The sequence below is a fragment of the Paenibacillus sp. WLX2291 genome (assembly GCF_046603665.1).
Classification (GTDB): Bacteria; Bacillota; Bacilli; order Paenibacillales; family Paenibacillaceae; genus Saccharibacillus.
Window position 1 is genome coordinate 2,866,371 of sequence record NZ_CP176755.1, and the last position, 18,324, is coordinate 2,884,694.

Annotated in this window: 13 protein-coding genes; 2 read left to right on the plus strand and 11 right to left on the minus strand. The window is 45.4% G+C overall.

Features of this window, described 5'->3' with window-relative positions:
* Nucleotides 1–123 precede the first annotated feature (123 nt).
* Nucleotides 124–1,428: a WD40/YVTN/BNR-like repeat-containing protein gene (locus tag ACDE64_RS12220; RefSeq protein ID WP_411342478.1), complete on the minus strand. Its 1,305-nt coding sequence runs from the start codon at nt 1,426–1,428 to the stop codon at nt 124–126.
* Between the two features lie 247 nt (nt 1,429–1,675).
* On the opposite strand from ACDE64_RS12220, the gene ACDE64_RS12225 reads away from it, so the two are divergent.
* On the plus strand, nt 1,676–2,605 hold the full coding sequence (locus ACDE64_RS12225; RefSeq protein ID WP_411342479.1) for an L-lactate dehydrogenase: 930 nt from the start codon (nt 1,676–1,678) through the stop codon (nt 2,603–2,605).
* 346 nt (nt 2,606–2,951) lie between these two features.
* Here ACDE64_RS12225 and ACDE64_RS12230 read toward each other — a convergent pair whose 3' ends face one another.
* A complete protein-coding gene (locus tag ACDE64_RS12230; RefSeq protein WP_411342480.1) occupies nt 2,952–4,052 on the minus strand; it encodes a DUF3900 domain-containing protein in 1,101 nt (366 codons plus the stop codon).
* A gap of 240 nt (nt 4,053–4,292) precedes the next feature.
* Here ACDE64_RS12230 and ACDE64_RS12235 point away from each other — a divergent pair, with 240 nt between their 5' ends.
* The gene (locus ACDE64_RS12235) at nt 4,293–5,144 is read left to right on the plus strand and encodes a leucine-rich repeat domain-containing protein (protein WP_411346939.1); all 852 of its coding nucleotides are present in this window, start codon (nt 4,293–4,295) and stop codon (nt 5,142–5,144) included.
* 143 nt (nt 5,145–5,287) lie between these two features.
* Here the strand turns inward: ACDE64_RS12235 and ACDE64_RS12240 are convergent, their stop codons facing one another.
* The 9 genes from ACDE64_RS12240 to ACDE64_RS12280 form a co-directional block, all read right to left on the minus strand.
* On the minus strand, nt 5,288–6,265 hold the full coding sequence (locus ACDE64_RS12240) for a multidrug resistance efflux transporter family protein (RefSeq protein WP_411346940.1): 978 nt from the start codon (nt 6,263–6,265) through the stop codon (nt 5,288–5,290).
* Entirely contained in the window at nt 6,262–7,056 is a 795-nt protein-coding gene (locus ACDE64_RS12245; protein WP_411346941.1) for a GntR family transcriptional regulator, read from the minus strand. The genes ACDE64_RS12240 and ACDE64_RS12245 overlap by 4 nt, the downstream gene beginning before the upstream one ends.
* Nucleotides 7,057–7,292: 236 nt before the next feature.
* A complete protein-coding gene (locus ACDE64_RS12250; protein WP_411346942.1) occupies nt 7,293–8,693 on the minus strand; it encodes an amino acid permease in 1,401 nt (466 codons plus the stop codon).
* 410 nt (nt 8,694–9,103) lie between these two features.
* Nucleotides 9,104–10,069, minus strand: coding sequence for a pectate lyase (gene pelA / locus ACDE64_RS12255; RefSeq protein ID WP_411346943.1), 966 nt, complete (start codon nt 10,067–10,069; stop codon nt 9,104–9,106).
* Nucleotides 10,070–10,603: 534 nt separating this feature from the next.
* On the minus strand, nt 10,604–11,995 hold the full coding sequence (locus ACDE64_RS12260) for an MFS transporter (protein WP_411346944.1): 1,392 nt from the start codon (nt 11,993–11,995) through the stop codon (nt 10,604–10,606).
* A 135-nt stretch (nt 11,996–12,130) separates the two neighbouring features.
* The gene (locus ACDE64_RS12265) at nt 12,131–13,921 is read right to left on the minus strand and encodes a proline--tRNA ligase (RefSeq protein WP_411346945.1); all 1,791 of its coding nucleotides are present in this window, start codon (nt 13,919–13,921) and stop codon (nt 12,131–12,133) included.
* A 439-nt stretch (nt 13,922–14,360) separates the two neighbouring features.
* On the minus strand, nt 14,361–15,248 hold the full coding sequence (locus tag ACDE64_RS12270) for an EAL domain-containing protein (protein ID WP_411346946.1): 888 nt from the start codon (nt 15,246–15,248) through the stop codon (nt 14,361–14,363).
* Between the two features lie 236 nt (nt 15,249–15,484).
* On the minus strand, nt 15,485–17,215 hold the full coding sequence (gene poxB, locus ACDE64_RS12275; protein WP_411346947.1) for a ubiquinone-dependent pyruvate dehydrogenase: 1,731 nt from the start codon (nt 17,213–17,215) through the stop codon (nt 15,485–15,487).
* Between the two features lie 79 nt (nt 17,216–17,294).
* Nucleotides 17,295–17,972: a GNAT family N-acetyltransferase gene (locus ACDE64_RS12280; RefSeq protein ID WP_411346948.1), complete on the minus strand. Its 678-nt coding sequence runs from the start codon at nt 17,970–17,972 to the stop codon at nt 17,295–17,297.
* Nucleotides 17,973–18,324: the final 352 nt, after the last annotated feature.

Below are 18,324 nucleotides of genomic sequence, written 5' to 3' on the forward strand. Positions count from 1 at the left end.
ATTGTGTTTTTAATAGAAAAACCGTCGTACAGACTGGATTCTGCACAACGGTTTTACATGATTGTTTTCGGTACGATTATTATTTAATCTGTGCTGGCAACCCTGATTGTAACTGAACATCGGTTACAATACATGCCATGTTTTGCCACCATCTGTCGTCTGCATGAGCAAGGAACGACGCTCCTCATTTTTGGAGACGAGCAGCCAGCCTACTTCTTTGGAGAAGAATTGTAGCTTAGACAGCTCTGGATAATTTACCAGCGTCTTTTTGAGGGTTGCATCCTGTGGTAGGGCGCTCCACGTTTTGCCTTGATTTTGCGAACGATATACGATTCCGTTTACGATTGACCAGCCCGTGCTTTCATTCAGGAAAGTCGGTCCCATCGCCTGATTGATACCGGTTTGTGGCTTCAGATTGAATGGCGCGACATCCCAATTTTTACCGCCATCGGTTGTAAAATAACCCATGTACCGCGTTGTATTGTTATTGACACAGCCAATATTCATCCAGCCCTTTGTTTTACTACTGCCAAAAAATTGTGGTTTGCTCGTCGTCAGCACGGAGCAGAGCTTGCCATTTTGCTGCATCAATGCTTTGCCCTGTGTCCAGCTACTGCCGCCGTCAGATGTTGTATACAGATGAGGTTGTCCGTCATCTTCCAACGTTACAAAGCCATTTTTCGAATTGCGGAACGACATGCCCACTAGCGTCCCATTTTGTGGAATCGCATTCGATGTAGCATTCATCGCGGAGATCGCTCCGGTATTCTGCATCAGCTTCTTCCAGTTCAAGCCGCCATCATTCGTACGATACAGCGCCTTTTCCTGATTATTGCCGTCGGTCTCATCAGATGTCATAACCCAGCCCGTTTTCTCATCAGTAAAATAAATGCCTAGAATGGTCGCGTCGTTGTTGAACGTTTTGACATTCCAATTCTGTCCACCATCTGTCGTATGCAGAATCAACGTCTGACCGACACCATTCGCATTACGTGCCACCCAGCCATTTTTTTGATTCAGGAAAAAGATACCGCTACCATATACCGGTGATTCGGAAAAAGTAACCGTCGGTGCTGGCGATACATTGTCCCATATTTTCCCGTTATCCTGCGTTACATAAATCCGCAGTTCGTTACGCGTGATCCCCCAAGCCAGACCGGCATTCGCACTGAGCAACTGAAAATCAGTCAGTCTCGTTTGAATGCGATATCCTTCTTCTTGCGTTTTGTTGTCTCCACCTTTATTTATATTGGAATCCGTTGTTTTTTTGAGTGTAATTGTTTGTCCCTGATCTTCTTTTGACTGTTGAAGCTGTTGCTGTACAGATTCACTAACAGGCGCCATATCTCCGCCATTAGACGTACAAGCTGACAGAAGAAGGATCAAGGCTATTCCGGGTAGAAGCGATTTGGCAATACTCCACTTCATTGGTAATTCTCCTTCCACACACTTGCCCTGAGCCAAGATATTCATTGATCACAACTTATATTAGAGTAAACTATATTTTTGATAGGTGGTTTACAGAAAAGTTACAAGGCATTACAGTTTCAAGTCTTTTCGATACGTTTTTACAGTTTTTTGGGTAAAGGACAGAGAAGCCCTTTTTACATTCAGGTGTCTTTCCGCTACAATAGTAGCGAATCTGTAACACAAAATGAGAAGGAGATGATAATTTATGCCTGAATCCGTATCCAAACCTCACCGTGTTGTTGTCATTGGTACAGGTGCCGTTGGTGCCACTACCGCGTACACACTGTTACTGCGTAACCGAATGTCCGAGCTTGTCTTCATTGATGCCAATAAAGACCGTGCCCTTGGCGAAGCACTCGATATGAACCATGGACTGCCCTTCGTGGGTGGAGTCAAACTCTGGGCTGGCGATTATTCCGATTGCAAGGACGCCGATATTATTATCATCGCCGCTGGTTCTAACCAACGACCGGGCGAAACCCGGATCGATCTGTTGAACCGCAATGCTGCCATTTTTGACGACATTATCAAAAATATCACCCAGTATAACAATCATGGTATTCTGCTGGTCGCCACCAATCCGGTGGATATTCTGACCTATGTATCATGGAAAAAAAGTGGCTGGCCTGCCAACCGCGTTATCGGTTCCGGTACGCTACTTGACAGCGCTCGCTTCCGCTACCTAATTGGTAAGCATAAAGAAATCGATCCACGTAGCATTCACGCCCATATTATTGGCGAGCATGGTGATTCCGAGCTGCCGGTATGGAGCCTGGCGAACGTAGCCGGTGCAACGCTTGATTTTGAAGAAGCCGAACGCGACGATATTTTTAACAGCACCAAAAATGCCGCCTACGAGATTATCAACGCCAAAGGCTCTACCTCGTATGCGATCGCACTTGCGCTCGATCGGATCGTCGCAGCGATTCTGCAAAATGAACACGCCGTATTGAATGTATCTTCCCTGCTGGATGACTATCACGGCATCTCCGACGTCTACCTCGGCGTACCGTCCATTGTCGGTCGTGAAGGTATTCGTGAGAAGCTGCAAATCCCATTGAACTCGCAGGAAGAACAGCTGCTGCGCGCTTCGGCACAGAAGCTCAAGGATCAGATTGCGCAATTGAATATTTAAATTAGAACAAGAATACAGGGCCAGTATGCGCCTGTATTCTTTTTTCATTTATTGCTCTGTATACATTTTTATCGAATCTATGTGTTTTGTCAATGAAAGCGATTGCAAATGTAGTGTTTATACGAAATAATTTAACAGCTTAGTTATCAAAAATCCACTATTTATGTATGGCTTAACAAAGCTTATTATGCAGCTCTAACTAAAGTTCTCCTCATACCATATGATACAAATGAATATAAAAAAAGCATCCGTCGTTTCATTATGCGGATGCTTTTTGCTGTTCTATTTAGGTTCTATTATATATTTTACCAGATTACAATATTTATCTGCCATTAAGCATACTTCATCAATACGGCATCTCATCATCTGGCTCAGATGGACGATTTGCTTTCTCGATCAACTGCTGTGCCAGATTCTCAAAGCTATCCGGTTGCAGCAACTCAACCGGTGAGAAGCCTTTTTCAAACGTAAACGACTCGCCTTCAATGACCATCGCATAATGATCGCCCAGTTTGGCGATATGCATACGGAACCCGAAATCCGCCAGTAGCCCTTTCACACTCGTATCACCCAGCTTCACCCGAATCTCAATCTCCGGCTTGATCTCGACGATTCGCTCGGCTGCTTCAATAACCTGCTGCGGCTCCCACTTTTCCTGCAAATCGCGCTTATCACTAGCTGCCCACAGCTCCAGATCCTGCTCCTCGCGCTGACGCTCCACATTGCCTGCATCGGGCCACTTTTCTTCCACATACGTCTGTACATAATCCATCACCCGCTCATTAACGATCTCAGGAATGGACTGCTCATACGTCACGAATTTCAAAAAGTCCTCAAAATAACGCGCATGCGACGACTGATGCACCTTCAGCTCCCACTCTTCGATCATGCCTTCTTCCGGCATATGTGGGTACTGGATCGATTTCATGTTACGCGCACTAATCGCCATCTCCACTTCACTGATCAGGCTACGTTCGTCGGAAATGCGAGCGATTTGCTTTTCAAAATCGCATTTCATTACAAATACGAACGGATCGTCCAGATGCGTGTCCAGCTTCACCTGCGAGACGATCAGCGCACCGCCGCGCACAGAACTGGTATCCAGATAGCTGCGTACCAGATCGTCGCAAGCATTTTTAAAATCATCCTTGTTATCGACCGTACGCAAACGAGCAAACAAATTGAAATTCGGATTGCTGGTCAGTTCATGTCCCGGCTCAACGAGAAAGGTTGCTACCTTCGTTGGCGGCTGCTCACTAGACGGATTCTTTTCCACTTTGCGCTTGGCGGTACGTGTGAACTCCGCATGTAAAAAGTTCTTAATCTGGCTCAGCTCATATTCGTCCTCATCCAGTGTTTGATAATGCTTATAGTTTTTGGAGGTCTGACCTTCCTTACCTTCGACCTGCAATACGAAAAATGATAAAAATTGAACGCTAAATCGCATGATCTGCTCCTTTATAACGTAATATGCCGATGCTGGTTGAACGTGCGGATTCCGGTCAAGTATCCACGTTAAGGACACTGCCGAATCAATAGCTACGTTCTCCACTATACTTGAAATCGAAGGCGAACGTAAGTTTTAATTTTGAAGATATGTAGCATGAAGCGATATAATAAAATGAGCTTATTAATATATGATGATTGTCCGGCATTGTCGGATATCATCACTGGAGGATACATAACAATGAAACTTGATCTTGCACACCGTCAATTGAGCACGATGCCCGAACTGGAAACAAACCCTCTGGATATTACCGATCTTAACTTGTTTGACAATGAATTGACCGAAATCCCGGAGGCTACTTTTGCCATGCACAATCTCACGATTCTCAATGTGTCGGTGAACCGTCTCACTCATATTTCCAATCAGATCGGTGAACTAACCAAGCTGAAGATGATCGATCTGGGACATAACCAGATTACGCATGTGCCGGATGCGCTGTATACGTTATTGAATCTGTCAGACTATCTGTATCTGCATAACAACCAGATTGAGCAATTGGATGAACGCATTGGCGATTTTCCGCAGCTTCGTTATTTGAATCTTAGCGATAATGGGCTTCAACAACTACCAGATGGGATTGGTAAGCTGGGAGCAATTGTGGAACTTCGCTGTATGAACAATCTGTTGACTTGCTTGCCAGAAACGCTGAAAGGTCTGCATCGCATTCGTGAATTGCATTTCCGTAACAACCAGTTAACTGCACTGCCGGACGTGTTCGATTCTCTACATACGCTACGTGTACTGGATCTGGAAAGCAATCGTTTATCTTCGCTGCCAAATAGTATCGGAAATGCTACACAATTGCGTCGTTTGAATCTTCGTCATAATGAGCTGACCACATTGCCAGACGAGATAAGTGGCTGTCATGCGCTGTTAGAGCTGGATTTGCGCAGTAATTTGCTGACTTCACTACCAGAATCGTTGCGTCAGTTAACAGCTCTGGAGCGGCTGGATCTACGTTGGAATCATGAGTTACAATTTCCAGCTTGGCTGGACGAGCTGGAAGCCAATGGATGCACTGTGTATCGGTAATATGTCGATGGGAACTGGAAGATTTCATTTCTGCATGATGTAACTTGTATTGCATCACATTGCTATTGTTATTCAGCTGCATATTAGCCAAAAGAGGAAGCAACCTGCCACTTCGGCACAATTGCTTCCTCTTCTGCTATCCGCTATCTGCTATCTGCTATCTGCTTGAGCTTGCTTCTGGATACGCCCGGTTGACGCATGGACAGGAGAGCGTTGACTACGACTCCACTCACTACCAGCACCATGCCGATCCACATTCCTATTGATGACAGCATTACGCCAAGCAGAATCCATTCGCCCAATAAAGTAAATACGACTTCCAACGCTTGTGTCGCTTCTACTGCCGCTAATTGGGCTGGGTGTCTACGCGCCTGATCCGTCGCACCGAAGAACAATACCGTAGCAATAACACCGGAAAAGAGGGCAACCAGAAACGATTGACCAATCTGATCATAAGAAGGTCCTCCCTGCTGTACCCAGCCTACTACCGATAAAATAATCCAAAAAGGCAAGCTCGCAATGCTCATCCCAAGCGTTCGCTGAAAGGCATTCAGTCGACCATCGCATACTTGCATCATTTTACGATTCCCAAGCGGATAGGCAAACGCCGCAATCACAATCAGCACAATCGCCTGCCAGCTTCCACCTCCTGCTTGCGCTTGTTCCAGCTGCATCAATCCGATTCCAACTAGCATTACTAGCGCAATGATCAGTGCACTACGTGGAATACGCCCGCGACGACGCACCGGTCCATCTGCTCCTGCATATTCGAAGAAAAAGAACGGTGATAGCAGCATGCCTGCCACAATCGTCAATTGAAAGCCTGCTGCGGTTAACCATGCCGGTGCATACACAGCCGAAGCACATAACGGTGCATAAAATAGTCCAAAGCCTACCGTGCTCCATAGCAACCATTGCCACGGCTGACGCTTCATCTCCTGCCATACGGGATGCAATTGTCGCCGCATCACGACTAATATCCCCAATAGCGGCACCATGAAAAAGTAACGCAATGAGCCACTCCATACCCAGTAGCCACCGCCAACTTCCATCAATCGATTCAATACAAAGCTGGAAGCGAAAAAGAAGGCTGCGGCAACACCAATCCAGACTGCCTTCATAACACTTCCCCTTCGTCATGATCTTTGCCAGTCAGCCATTGACCGAGACTAAGCCAGTTTTGCTCCATTAGCTGGGCGGCTTGCTCGGCTTGCCCTTCACGGCAGGCTTGCATCATTCGCTTATGATCTTCCGGCGACTGCGTATGATCAATTTGACTGAATTTTGCCAATTCCAAACGGCGGATTTTGGACATACTAATCTGTAGGGAAGCAGCAATCTCCGGGTTGCCTGCCACCTCAATCAATACCTGATGAAAACGACCATCCGCTTCTACCGCACGCTCAGCATTCTGCTGCTGCAATGCAGCAATCAACTGTTCATTCGCTGCTTGCATCTCCTCATAATGCTCATCTCGCAACAAAGGAGTTGCTATTTTGGTAGCCAGTGCGTGCAAAACAGCTACCACTGGAAAAGCATGTGCTGCCGCTTCTGTATGTAACGGTGTAATCCGCGTAACTGCCCCCGGAAATGACTCAACCAGACCTTCGTCCTCCAAACGCTTGAGTGCTTCTCTGACGGGCGTACGACTGACACCAAACTGTGCAGCCAGCTCCGAATCATTTAGCTTCTGTTCAGGCGGCAATTCCAATGAAATAATACTCTGCTTGAGCGTAAGATAGATTTGCTCTCTCAGCGATAAACGATGAATTTTTTGAATGCCTGATTTGCTTGCAGACGATTCCGACACACGACGATGTGCAGATGGTTGGGGAAGATTCTCATATGTATTCATAAAACCAATATATTGCATATCAATTAGGATGACAAGGTATTGCGTATTATTTTTCAAATACGATCCTTACCAGTACAAAGGTGATGAAAGAATCTGTACTCCCACATCAAAGTGAATATAATCAACCAACACAATAAATCCAATATAATCCATCAAAATAATACATGTAGACAATATCAATGTTAGTACGATAAATTCCGGTACAGTACATTCATATACCGCAAAATAAAGAAAACAAAAAGCCTCTTCACCGCGATAAACGATGAAGAGGCTTGAGTGTAGACGTCAATCTACTATGAACGACGATTACCATTCAGCAGACTGTGACGGCGACCGTAGGAGAAGTATACAGCCAGACCGATGATCAGCCAGATGAAGAATGTGATCCATGTGAGAGCTTGCAATTGCAGCATCAAGTACACGCAACCAATCGCACTCAGAATCGGAATGACTGGCACCCAAGGAACGCGGAAGCCTCTTTTCAGATCAGGTTGTGTACGGCGCAATACGATAACACCAACACTTACTACTGTAAAGGCAAACAAAGTACCAATGTTAGTCAATTCTGCAAGACTACCCAGTGGAATAAAACCGGCGAAGAATGCGATAATTACGCTGGCAACCCATGTACCAACAGCTGGCGTTTGACTTTTGCCACTGATTTTGGAGAATACTGGTGACAATAGACCATCACGGGACATCGAATACAGCAAACGAGTCTGTCCATACATCATAACGAGCAGTACTGTTGTAATACCAGTAATCGCACCTAGCGATACGATCCATGCAATCCCATTCAGATGCACATACTGCAATGCAAAAGCAACTGGATCACTAACATTCAGCATGTTGTAAGGCACGATACCAGTCAGAATGAGCGAAACGACAATATACAATACGGTACAAATCGCCAGTGAAGCAATGATGCCGATTGGCAAGTCGCGCTGTGGACGTTTGACTTCTTCCGCCGCTGTCGAAACCGCATCGAAACCAATGTAAGCAAAAAATACAGTCGCCGCACCCGCTGTCACACCGCTAAAGCCGAATGGCAAGAAAGGTGTCCAGTTGGTTGGTTGTACATAAAATACACCTACAGCGATAAAGATCAATACGACAACCAGCTTAATTGCAACCATAACGCCGTTGGCGCGAGTTGCTTCCTTGATACCACGCGTCAGCAGCAGTGCGATAATCAATGTAATTGCCGAAGCCGTAATATCAAAATAGGTTCCTTTCGCCGGATTGAAGGCGCTAGTAAGCGCAGTTGGTAAATGAACCCCGAAACCTGCCAGCAAACTCTGGAAATACCCAGACCAGCCGCTTGCTACCGCAGCACTGGCAAATCCATATTCCAGAATCAAGTCCCAACCTAGAATCCACGCGATGATCTCGCCGAATGTAGTGTAACTGTAAGTATACGCACTACCCGATGCAGGCACCGAGGAAGCGAATTCCGAATAACAGAGGGCGGCGAATGCGCAGACCAGCCCTGCAAGCAGGAAGGAAAGTACAAGTCCAGGTCCAGCATATTTAGCTGCTGCTACACCAGTCAGTACAAAGATCCCTGTACCGATAATGGCGCCTACACCAAGTGTAGTTAGATCAAGTGGGCCCAGTACGCGTTTCAGATTGCCTTCGGATGGGACAATCGGTTTGCGTCTGAATAATGATTGTTCGCGTTTGAGATTGCTCATACAACAAATCCTTTCTTCCTGTAAGGTATAGTTACATTATGGACTAATATTAAACGGCACCTATAAAAAACTACATAATACTACACTGTGGCGCGTTAAATTATCATAATCTTTTTTTCAGAGTGATATAAAATCTTCCACCTCCAACTTGTTCTTTATGTCCATTTCTACAATGAATGAATCAAAATTGTATATTTGAAACAAAGAATGTTGAAAACCGAATACATTTAGCCTCTTTTTCTGCAAAGCATCATTTATATTCATAAAACAAACTGCAACTGTCATGTAAGCAAATCTACATTGCTCATACATCTGTATGAATCTATTCTCCAACATATGGTACGACCTATACAAAAAACACGCCTGTCAAAGAACAGGCGTGTTGAAGTTGTACTGTAATTGATCGATACCTAGTTGATGCCAATTTTGCTTGGCCAGTTGCCATACCAAGCGTACCCAGCTCTGCGTTCCTGATCGATATCTTTTAGCGCGTATTTCACAACGCCATCGCGACCGGTGAAGATCGGTTTGTTCGTATCCAGCTGGTAGAAGCGCGCCCAGATGGGTGCTGCACTGGAATCTGCAACGATATAGCTGTCTGTGCTATTGCGCTCGTAACGATAACCCGTAATTTTCACTTTTTTAAACCAGTCTTCCGCAGCTTTGATCGAAGCTGTGATCTGGGACGTTGCTGGTCTTGTTTTCAGGAATTTAATAATCGTTGTGCTCTCGCCTGCACTCAGGGAAGGAACTTCATAGATCCGTGCGCTGGTTGGTTTCAGTGTATTCTCATCATGTTGCTGTCCCCATGCGGTCAATTTGCCGCTGGAAACATATTGGGTTTTCAGCAGGCAATCCACGCCTTTGTCGACCGCTTGTTTAGCTTTGCTTGCCAGATTGCTATCCACGAAGGAGAAATCACCTTTTTTGTTAGCAATTTCGTCTAGCAGGATCAGCACATTGACCATTGCATCATCGTTGTACGTAATGTGCGTGTGGTAGTCGGAGCTTTTGTATACTTGCGGGAAGCCGCCGTTAGCATATTGCATATTCAACAGGAAGTTGATGCCTTTGATCGCTGCGGCAGAGTAAGTAGCATTTTTGCTACTGGAATATTCGCTAGCAAGACGGCGAATTTCCGTATATGTAGCTTTATTGTCGATGGTGGATTTTGCCCATTCACCGCTCGTTTCAGAATAGTATTTTTTCCAGCCGCCATCGGATTGTTGATTTTTCAAAATGTCGGAGATGCTGGCTGTTGTGCCAGAACCATCTGCTGCCATGACGATCGCTGTCGGAGCCGGTATGAATAATGATGCTCCTACGGAACCTAGCAGAGCAATGGATAATGCACATGTTAATGTACGATTTTTCATGAATAATACTCCCTCTCAACATGAATTGTGCGATACGTTAGAATGATATTTTGCGATGTGTTGCTTCAACACGAGACCCATTCTAGCGAATCAATGTTAACGTTGTCAATTATTTACTCCACTTGCATATCATGCAAATTTAAAATAAATCATTTTCCATTTCTGTATTTTTATGCTGATATTTTTCAGTCACATATCCGCTTTTCTATATGGCAACATACATATATGAATGTGATCAGGCACATCCTGTCTCTGGATCACTGCACTGCTTTAAATGAAAAGTCCAGCATAGCAAAAAGACCGGGTAATTCAGCCCCGGTCTTTGCACTTCTTTCTATTATGATACAATACGGAAATTTGCAGCATCACAATTTACAATATGTGTTCTACATTCGCAACAAACCAGATCGTCGTCTTTTCCTGAATATTATGTCACTTTTTACGTTTGATCACGCTGCTTGATGCTGTAATCGGCTTCCTTGTTATCCTTTTACCCACTTTATATTGGCTGCTCACATGCCTGCTCAAACCCATTCAAGCAGTTCGGATTGACCGATTCACTCGTTCTGAACAGTACAGCATTAACACGATAAACGCCAATACAACATAAGGAAATAAACCAATCTGTACATAACTCGCTACCAGACCGAATAATGGCGGTAGCAATGTGGCGCCGGTATAGGCTGTCGCCATCTGATAACCAATCAACCTCGCTGAATTGCCTTCCCCAAACCTCGCCGGTGTCTCGTGTAATAACCCCGGGAAAATAGGAGCAAAGCCAATCCCGATCAAAATCAATCCCAGCATAAGCAAACTACCTGGCAATGGCAATACTAACAAAATCGCTCCCAGCACCGCCAATACTTGTCCCAGCAAAATCAATGTACGATTACTTGCCCGTAACGTCAAAAATCCCGTTACAAACCGACCAATCGTAATCCCTGCAAAATAAAGCGAAATCCAGCCTGCCGCCACATCCGGTGCAACTTGCCGCGAACCAACGAGAAAGCTTGCGCCCCACAATCCGACGGTCGTCTCCGCTCCGCAATAAAATAAAAAGGTAAACAGTGTAAATGTAACCCCTCGCAATCGAAACAAGCCTTTACCGGGGATAGCTTGCGGAGAAATGTTAGTGTTGGCAGCAATTGTGTTCGTCTCATCTGCAAGATTAGCGTTCCCGCCTTTACTATGGGAAGCTGCGTCCACATTTCCTTCTATAATTATGTTGTCTGCCACGACAGGCTCACCAGCCGTACTGTCTGCTAATACACGTGCACCAGTTGTACTATCTGCTACTATAGGCTCACCGCCAGCTGTATGAAATTCATTTGCTAGTATGGGCTGTTGTCGCTGCTGCTCTTTTTCCGCTTGTCGTAAACGAGACACTTTGCCCCACAGAGGTAATGTGAGCAGTAAGATGACAACGAGTATGCCCTGTACACACGCCACTGCTATATATCCACTCCGCCAAGAACCCGCTCCAATATAATGCGCCATAATGATCGGCCCAGTGGTTGCCCCTACACCCCAGAAGCAATGCAACCAGCTCATATGATGTGCTTTATAATGAGAAGCAACGAAATGATTCAGCCCTGAATCGACTGCTCCAGCGCCAATACCGAGCGGAATCGCCAGTACTGCGAGCCATGTTAATGAAGGAACGAAGGCGAATCCTAATAATGCGCCTGCTGTCAGACAACAACTGATCAGTGTGATCACGCCTGTACCGAGCTTTTCGATCAACCGTCCGCTGGCAAGGCTGGATACAATCGTACCACCTGCCGCAATAATCGATAATACCCCTGCTGCACCAAACGGTGCACCGATATCGACGTGCAATACCGGCCACGCAGCACCAAGCATCGAATCAGGAATACCCAAACTGATAAAAGCAAGATAGATTACGATTAGGAAAAGAGTCGCCATGAATAGAACCTCCAGTATGTATACGATCCTTTTGTTTGTTTATTGAAAATCAGGATTATCATACCATCTATTCACTTTTTTGCAAGCGTATACGTGAGCTGCTCCCATTGACTAAGTTATTGACTGGTTTTTGTTTTATTTATTCCCTTTTAAGGATATTACTTCTTTCACAATATGCTTCCATTGCACGTTTCGGCGCTCACGGGTAGCACGATCTATCCATTCCACTTCCTCATTTGTAATTCCTTTGCCGATAACAAGGCGCACAGGTATGCCGATCAGATCAGCATCCTTGAACTTCACACCAGCACGTTCGTCACGATCATCCAAGAGTACGCTTACGCCATGCTGACGTAATTGCTCATACAACTGCAATGCAGTGTCATATTGCTGTTCGTCTTTTACTGATACCGGAATCAGATGCACGTCATATGGAGCTACTGCAATTGGCCAGCGTATTCCGTCTTCATCATGATGCTGCTCAATAATAGCAGACAATAGACGAGATACACCGATGCCATAACAGCCCATTAATAAGGTCTGCTGCTCCCCGTGTTGATCATGTACACGCGCCTGCATCACTTCACTATATCGTGTGCCAAGCTCAAATACATGTCCCAGTTCAATGCCTTTGCCCAATTGTAATGTTCCCTCTGCGCAACGTGGACAATGATCACCTGCTTGTACGTTACGCAAATCATACGAATCAGCCGCTGACAGGTGCACGGATGGTACGATATGCGCATAATGGTAATCTGCTTCGTTGCCACCACAGATCGCCTCCTCCATCTCGTACACCGCATGATCGACCAATAGACGCAAGTTGTTATGCTCTAATGCTTCCAGCGCATAAGGTGCAAGGAACCCGACTGGTACACCTGTCAAATGAACGACTGTATCGTGATCTGCCAATGACAATTGTTCCGCCTGTACCGCACGTTGCAGCTTGATCTCATTGATCTCATGATCGCCGCGTACAACGACCAGTAACGGTTGTCCATCTGCAATACATACTAGCGTTTTGATAATAGCGGACGCTTTCACATTCAGAAAGGCAGACAGTTGACTGATCGTTGTTGTGTGTGGTGTATGAATCTTCTCTGGGATGAATGGTGTTCGGTTTGAGTTTGCCTTGTTGTCCGTTGGGAATCTGTCTACCTGAGTGTCATGTTCGGTGTGTGCATCTGTGATTGTGTTAGCAGCTAGACGATATTCGGCTTTTTCCATATTCGCTGCATATTGGCAATGCGTGCAGGATGCAATAGTATCCTCCCCCACATCCGTCAATGCCATAAATTCATGTGTCCATCCATCACCGCCGATGGAGCCGGCATCTGCTTCCACTGCACGGAAGTTCAACCCACATCGCTCAAAAATCCGGTGATATGCCTCATACATCAGCATGTACGATTCCCGTAATGCTTCCCGGCTACTATCAAATGAATACGCATCTTTCATCGTAAATTCGCGTCCACGCAGCAAACCAAAGCGCGGACGATTCTCATCGCGGAATTTGGTCTGAATCTGATACACTCGAAGCGGCAACTGCCGATACGAACGAATTTCATTACGAATCAGATCAGTAATGACTTCTTCATGTGTCGGACCTAGTACGAAGTCGCGTCCATGTCGGTCAGCAAAGCGCATAAGCTTGCTACCATACGTATCGTACCGCCCTGACTCTTGCCACAATTCGGCAGGGTGTAGAACAGGCAAATGCAGTTCCTGCAATCCCGCTCTGTTTAATTCTTCACGAATAATCTGCTCTACCCGTTGCAGTACGAGTTGTGCCAATGGTAGATGCGTATAAATACCAGCGGCAACTTGACGAATATAACCAGCACGCAATAGCAGACGATGACTGGCAACTTCGGCGTCAGCTGGATGTTCACGCAATGTATGTCCTAGCAATTGACTCTGCTTCACGTCTATCACTCCTTCAAGATAAAATAACAAATTCGAATCTGTGCAATTGCAACAGAAAACGCAAAAAGACGCATCCGTCAGGGACGAATGCGTCGTGGTACCACCCTTGTTTATTCATCATGCTAGACGTGTACAGCTGCATGCCGTCAGACGATGATGAACCTCTTTTGCCGATAACGGGGCGACCGGCAGCACGCTCAACAGCTCTCCTTATGACTTACTAACGACATCGGGAAAGTACACGTCAAGGTCTGCTTGCTCACGGGGTAGGGCTTGATCTGACCGTATAGGAGAAACCTTTCAGCCGGTGGATTTCTTCTCTGTACAACGGTGGAATGGATCAAGGAGCCCGATCATTGCAATACTCGTATAGATCATGTTCCGGAATATGTAGTGAACAGATTACTGTATCCTTCCCCGATTCGTCAATCCCTTTTTTTCACGCTTCGTATTGACCGGATACATCTGTACACCATTCGGCAATCCATTGATACTTGAGTGATGTTGCCGGTTTACCCAGTGCATAGCCTTGCCCAAATTGAATGTGATGATGACGTAAAAACAGCAATTCCTCTGTCCGCTCAATGCCTTCCGCAATAATATGCGTACCCGATTCCAGCGCGAATTCTTGCAGTAATTTTACGACACGCTGCTGATCAGGGCGTGAATCGACATGCCGCACCAGCGACTTGTCCAGTTTGATGAATTCTGGCTTCAGACTGACGATCGATTTGAGGCTATTATATCCCGATCCAGCATCATCGATAGCAATCCGAAACCCCTGATCCCGGTAATTGGACAGTACGTTTTCGAATGCTTCGTAATCTTCCACCGCCTGCTTTTCAGTCAATTCAAATACAATCTGCTCCGGCTTGAGTCCGTAACGGAATAGATGACGCAGCGTCTCTCCGCTCCGATAATTCGTATCGCCCAGCACATCTGGATGAACATTGATGAATACGGCGCCCTGCGCAGCCAACGGTGAATAATCTAACGCCTCACGATAACGTTTAAACGATAACTCACGGCAAAATTGCTCAAATGCAAATACTTGATTCGTACCGCCAATATAATCGTAAAATGCATCGGTATGTGGGAATAACCGACAGAATGGCGGACGGTTCAACACTTCATAACCGAGACAGCTGCCATCCTGCAAATTCAGAATCGGCTGAAAAAACGTAGCGAGCTGTTGTTGCTTCATGATCTGTTTGAGTTTGAAAAATTGACGCTGGGACGTAATCAAATGCCCTGTTGTATACTGCAAATATTCCAAATAATCGTACGTTCCGTACTTCGCTCGCTTGGTCAGAAAGGGGATTTTCATGTGTATTCATCCTTTGAATGCGAAAGCCAGGACAATCATTCCTGTTGCGTGAATTATGATGGGTCTATAGTAACATTTTTTTCAAGAAAAATCGTTAATTTAAAATAAAAAATAAAAAAAGAATGAACAATCGCTTTAGAAAACGATTATTCATTCTTTCATTTAGTAATATAGGCATATAATCAGCTTATATTACCGATCTTTGGGATCATATTAGTTATAGTATGCTAGCCCTATTATCGAAACAAATTGGATTTGGCAAGATCAATCAACTCATCACCGCGTCCATTCATGATTGCTTTTGCCATCCAGAGTGAGAAGCCCTTGACTTGAGCACCTGTAATCGATGGCGGCATCGACAACTCCTGACGATTCACGACTACATCCAGCAGTGCCGGACCGTCATGCGCCAGTGCGCGTTGTACCGCATCTTCCAACTGCTCTGGATCTTCCACTCGAATCCCCTGAATGCCGAGCGCATTGGCAACCGCAGCAAAGTCGGTGCTATGCAGATCTGTACCAGATTCCAGATAACCGCCCGCTTTCATTTCCAATTCAACAAAGCTAAGTGCACTATTGTTAAAAACGACGACTTTGACTGGCAAATTGTGCTGCTTCAGTGTGATCAGATCACCCATCAGCATACTAAGTCCGCCATCGCCAGAGAAGGAGATAATCTGGCGATCTCGTTCCGTCGCTTGCAAGCCAATCGCTTGTGGTAAAGCGTTCGCCATCGTACCATGATTGAAGGAACCGATCAAACGGCGCTGCTCGCTCATTTCCAAATAACGCGCTGTCCAGACCGTTGGTGTTCCTACATCCGCAGTAAAGATTGCATTGGATGCAGCAGCATCGCTAACAACCTTGGTCAAATATTGCGGATGCAATCCTTTGCTACTGTTATTCCCTTTCACTGCCATCTCATCCAGTTCCTCACGCACTTTGCGATAGCGATCCAGCGACTTGTCCAGATGCTTGCTATTATGTTCAGTAGTGAGTAGTGGCAAGAGGCGATTCACCGTTTCTTTGACATCGCCACATAGTCCATAGGTAAGCGTCGTACGGCGCCCCAGATGAGAAGGATCAATATCCACCTGCAAAATAGTCGCCTTCTCTGGATAAAATTGACGATACGGGAAGTCCGTTCCCAGCATCAGCAATACATCGCAATCCATCATCGCATGATAACCAGACGAATAACCGATCAATCCAGTCAGACCGACAAAGTACGGATTATCGTATTCCAAATGCTCCTTACCACGTAGCGCTACAATCATCGGTGCTTGCAGTCGTTGACACAATTCCATCAATTCCGCATGAGAGAATTTGCAACCAGCTCCGCATAATAAGGAGATTTTTTTGCCTTCATTGAGGTAGGTTGCCAGCTTTTGCAAGTCCGCATCGTTCGGCACGATAACAGGACGTGTTGGATATGCCACCTGCTCTGGTACTGGATGTGTTGTTTCTTCCAACCCAGCGATATCTCCTGGTAAAATAACGACTGACACACTCGATTTGGCAATCGCAGTTTGAATCGCCATCGTTAAAGTACGCGGCATCTGCTTCTCAGTCATAATTGCTTCACAAAAGTCACTGCATTCTTGGAATATCATTTCCGGATGCGTTGCCTGGAAATAGCTGCTACCAATCTCATCACTTGGGATATGAGCAGCAATCGCCAAGACAGGCACTCGGTTACGATAACAATCATATAGACCATTGATCAGATGCAGATTGCCGGGACCGCTGCTGCCTGCACACACAGCAATCGTACCGTTCAACTCCGCCTCTGCACCCGCAGCAAATGCGGCTACCTCTTCATGCCGCACATGAATCCACTCAATCTTGCCTGACCGGCGAACCGCGTCAATGATCGCATTGAGCGAATCGCCGGTAATTCCGAATATGCGTTTCACGCCTGCGTTTACTAATGTTTCTACGACTGCATCTGCAATTGTTTTTTTCAATGTATTCACCTTCCGTTTCTACTATGTGTGACAATATGCCGACTTATCATTTGTAGATGTATCATTTGTAAATAAGCTTTTATTCTTTCCACCACACATCGTTATAGCTGCTGTCCCGTTTGAACTGGACTGCGGCATAAGAACAAGCAGGCAGAATTTTTTTATTTTCAGCGCGCGCAGCGTTAACGACCTGATCCAGCAAACCCTTAGCGATATTGCCACCACGGAAATCTGGATGTACATACGTATGGTTTAATGTCCATGTATCGCTGAATGGACCGGGAATGTATGTAATCTCACCGATAACCTGCTCTTCTTTTTTCAAGAAAAAGGCAGTGCCTTCTTGATACAATTGTCCACCTTCGATTAACTGTGCTCCAGCACTGGCTTGATCGGCGGCACGATCAGTTGCTGTATAGCCAGATTCTTCAGCAGGTGTACGCTGCGTTACTACGCCGAATAGACCTTTAACAATACTAACGCCTTGTTGAATATCTTTTTTGGTAGATGCGATATGTTTCTTGGACTGGGTCATACCTGTATTGGCTTTTTGCAGACTTTGCTTGAGTTGCTGGGTTGATGATTGAGCCTTTTCAGATGTTTGTTTGGCGTGATCCATTGTGTTTTGCAGACGCTTTTGCACCTGATCTACATCGCCTTTTACATCATCAAGTGTACCTTTGATACCATCCATCGTTTGCTTGACCTCGTTAATGCTATCTTTGATACCTTTTAATTCTTTGATTGGGTTTCTCATGCCATGCTCCTCCGTTTCATCTTCACCTGTATTTTGCACGTCTCATAATTAGATATACATTGATGTTACGCTCATAGAAGTATGCTCACTATTGTATTACCCACATCTCGCCCACTTTAAGACGGCAATTCAGAATGAATATCCAAGAGCGAAGCTTGATGATTGCGTAGATATTACATTCGGTTAACACTGAGATTTTAAATAGGATTTGTTTACAACGTTTACAAATGCGTATACACGAAAAACGGACGAAATAAAAGGAAAAAGATGGATTTTAACGTAAGTGGGATGTATTTGCTCCAAACCGGATTTTACACTGATTTAACGCAATTTACACCGCTTTCAATTTCAG

Bases quoted from the DNA above. Each gene is read 5' to 3' on its own strand.
- ACDE64_RS12220 (WP_411342478.1), bottom strand. From the start codon at position 1,428: ATGAAGTGGAGTATTGCCAAATCGCTTCTACCCGGAATAGCCTTGATC.
- ACDE64_RS12225 (WP_411342479.1), top strand. From the start codon at position 1,676: ATGCCTGAATCCGTATCCAAACCTCACCGTGTTGTTGTCATTGGTACA.
- ACDE64_RS12230 (WP_411342480.1), bottom strand. From the start codon at position 4,052: ATGCGATTTAGCGTTCAATTTTTATCATTTTTCGTATTGCAGGTCGAA.
- ACDE64_RS12235 (WP_411346939.1), top strand. From the start codon at position 4,293: ATGAAACTTGATCTTGCACACCGTCAATTGAGCACGATGCCCGAACTG.
- ACDE64_RS12240 (WP_411346940.1), bottom strand. From the start codon at position 6,265: ATGAAGGCAGTCTGGATTGGTGTTGCCGCAGCCTTCTTTTTCGCTTCC.
- ACDE64_RS12250 (WP_411346942.1), bottom strand. From the start codon at position 8,693: ATGAGCAATCTCAAACGCGAACAATCATTATTCAGACGCAAACCGATT.
- pelA (WP_411346943.1), bottom strand. From the start codon at position 10,069: ATGAAAAATCGTACATTAACATGTGCATTATCCATTGCTCTGCTAGGT.
- ACDE64_RS12260 (WP_411346944.1), bottom strand. From the start codon at position 11,995: ATGGCGACTCTTTTCCTAATCGTAATCTATCTTGCTTTTATCAGTTTG.
- ACDE64_RS12270 (WP_411346946.1), bottom strand. From the start codon at position 15,248: ATGAAAATCCCCTTTCTGACCAAGCGAGCGAAGTACGGAACGTACGAT.
- ACDE64_RS12280 (WP_411346948.1), bottom strand. From the start codon at position 17,972: ATGAGAAACCCAATCAAAGAATTAAAAGGTATCAAAGATAGCATTAAC.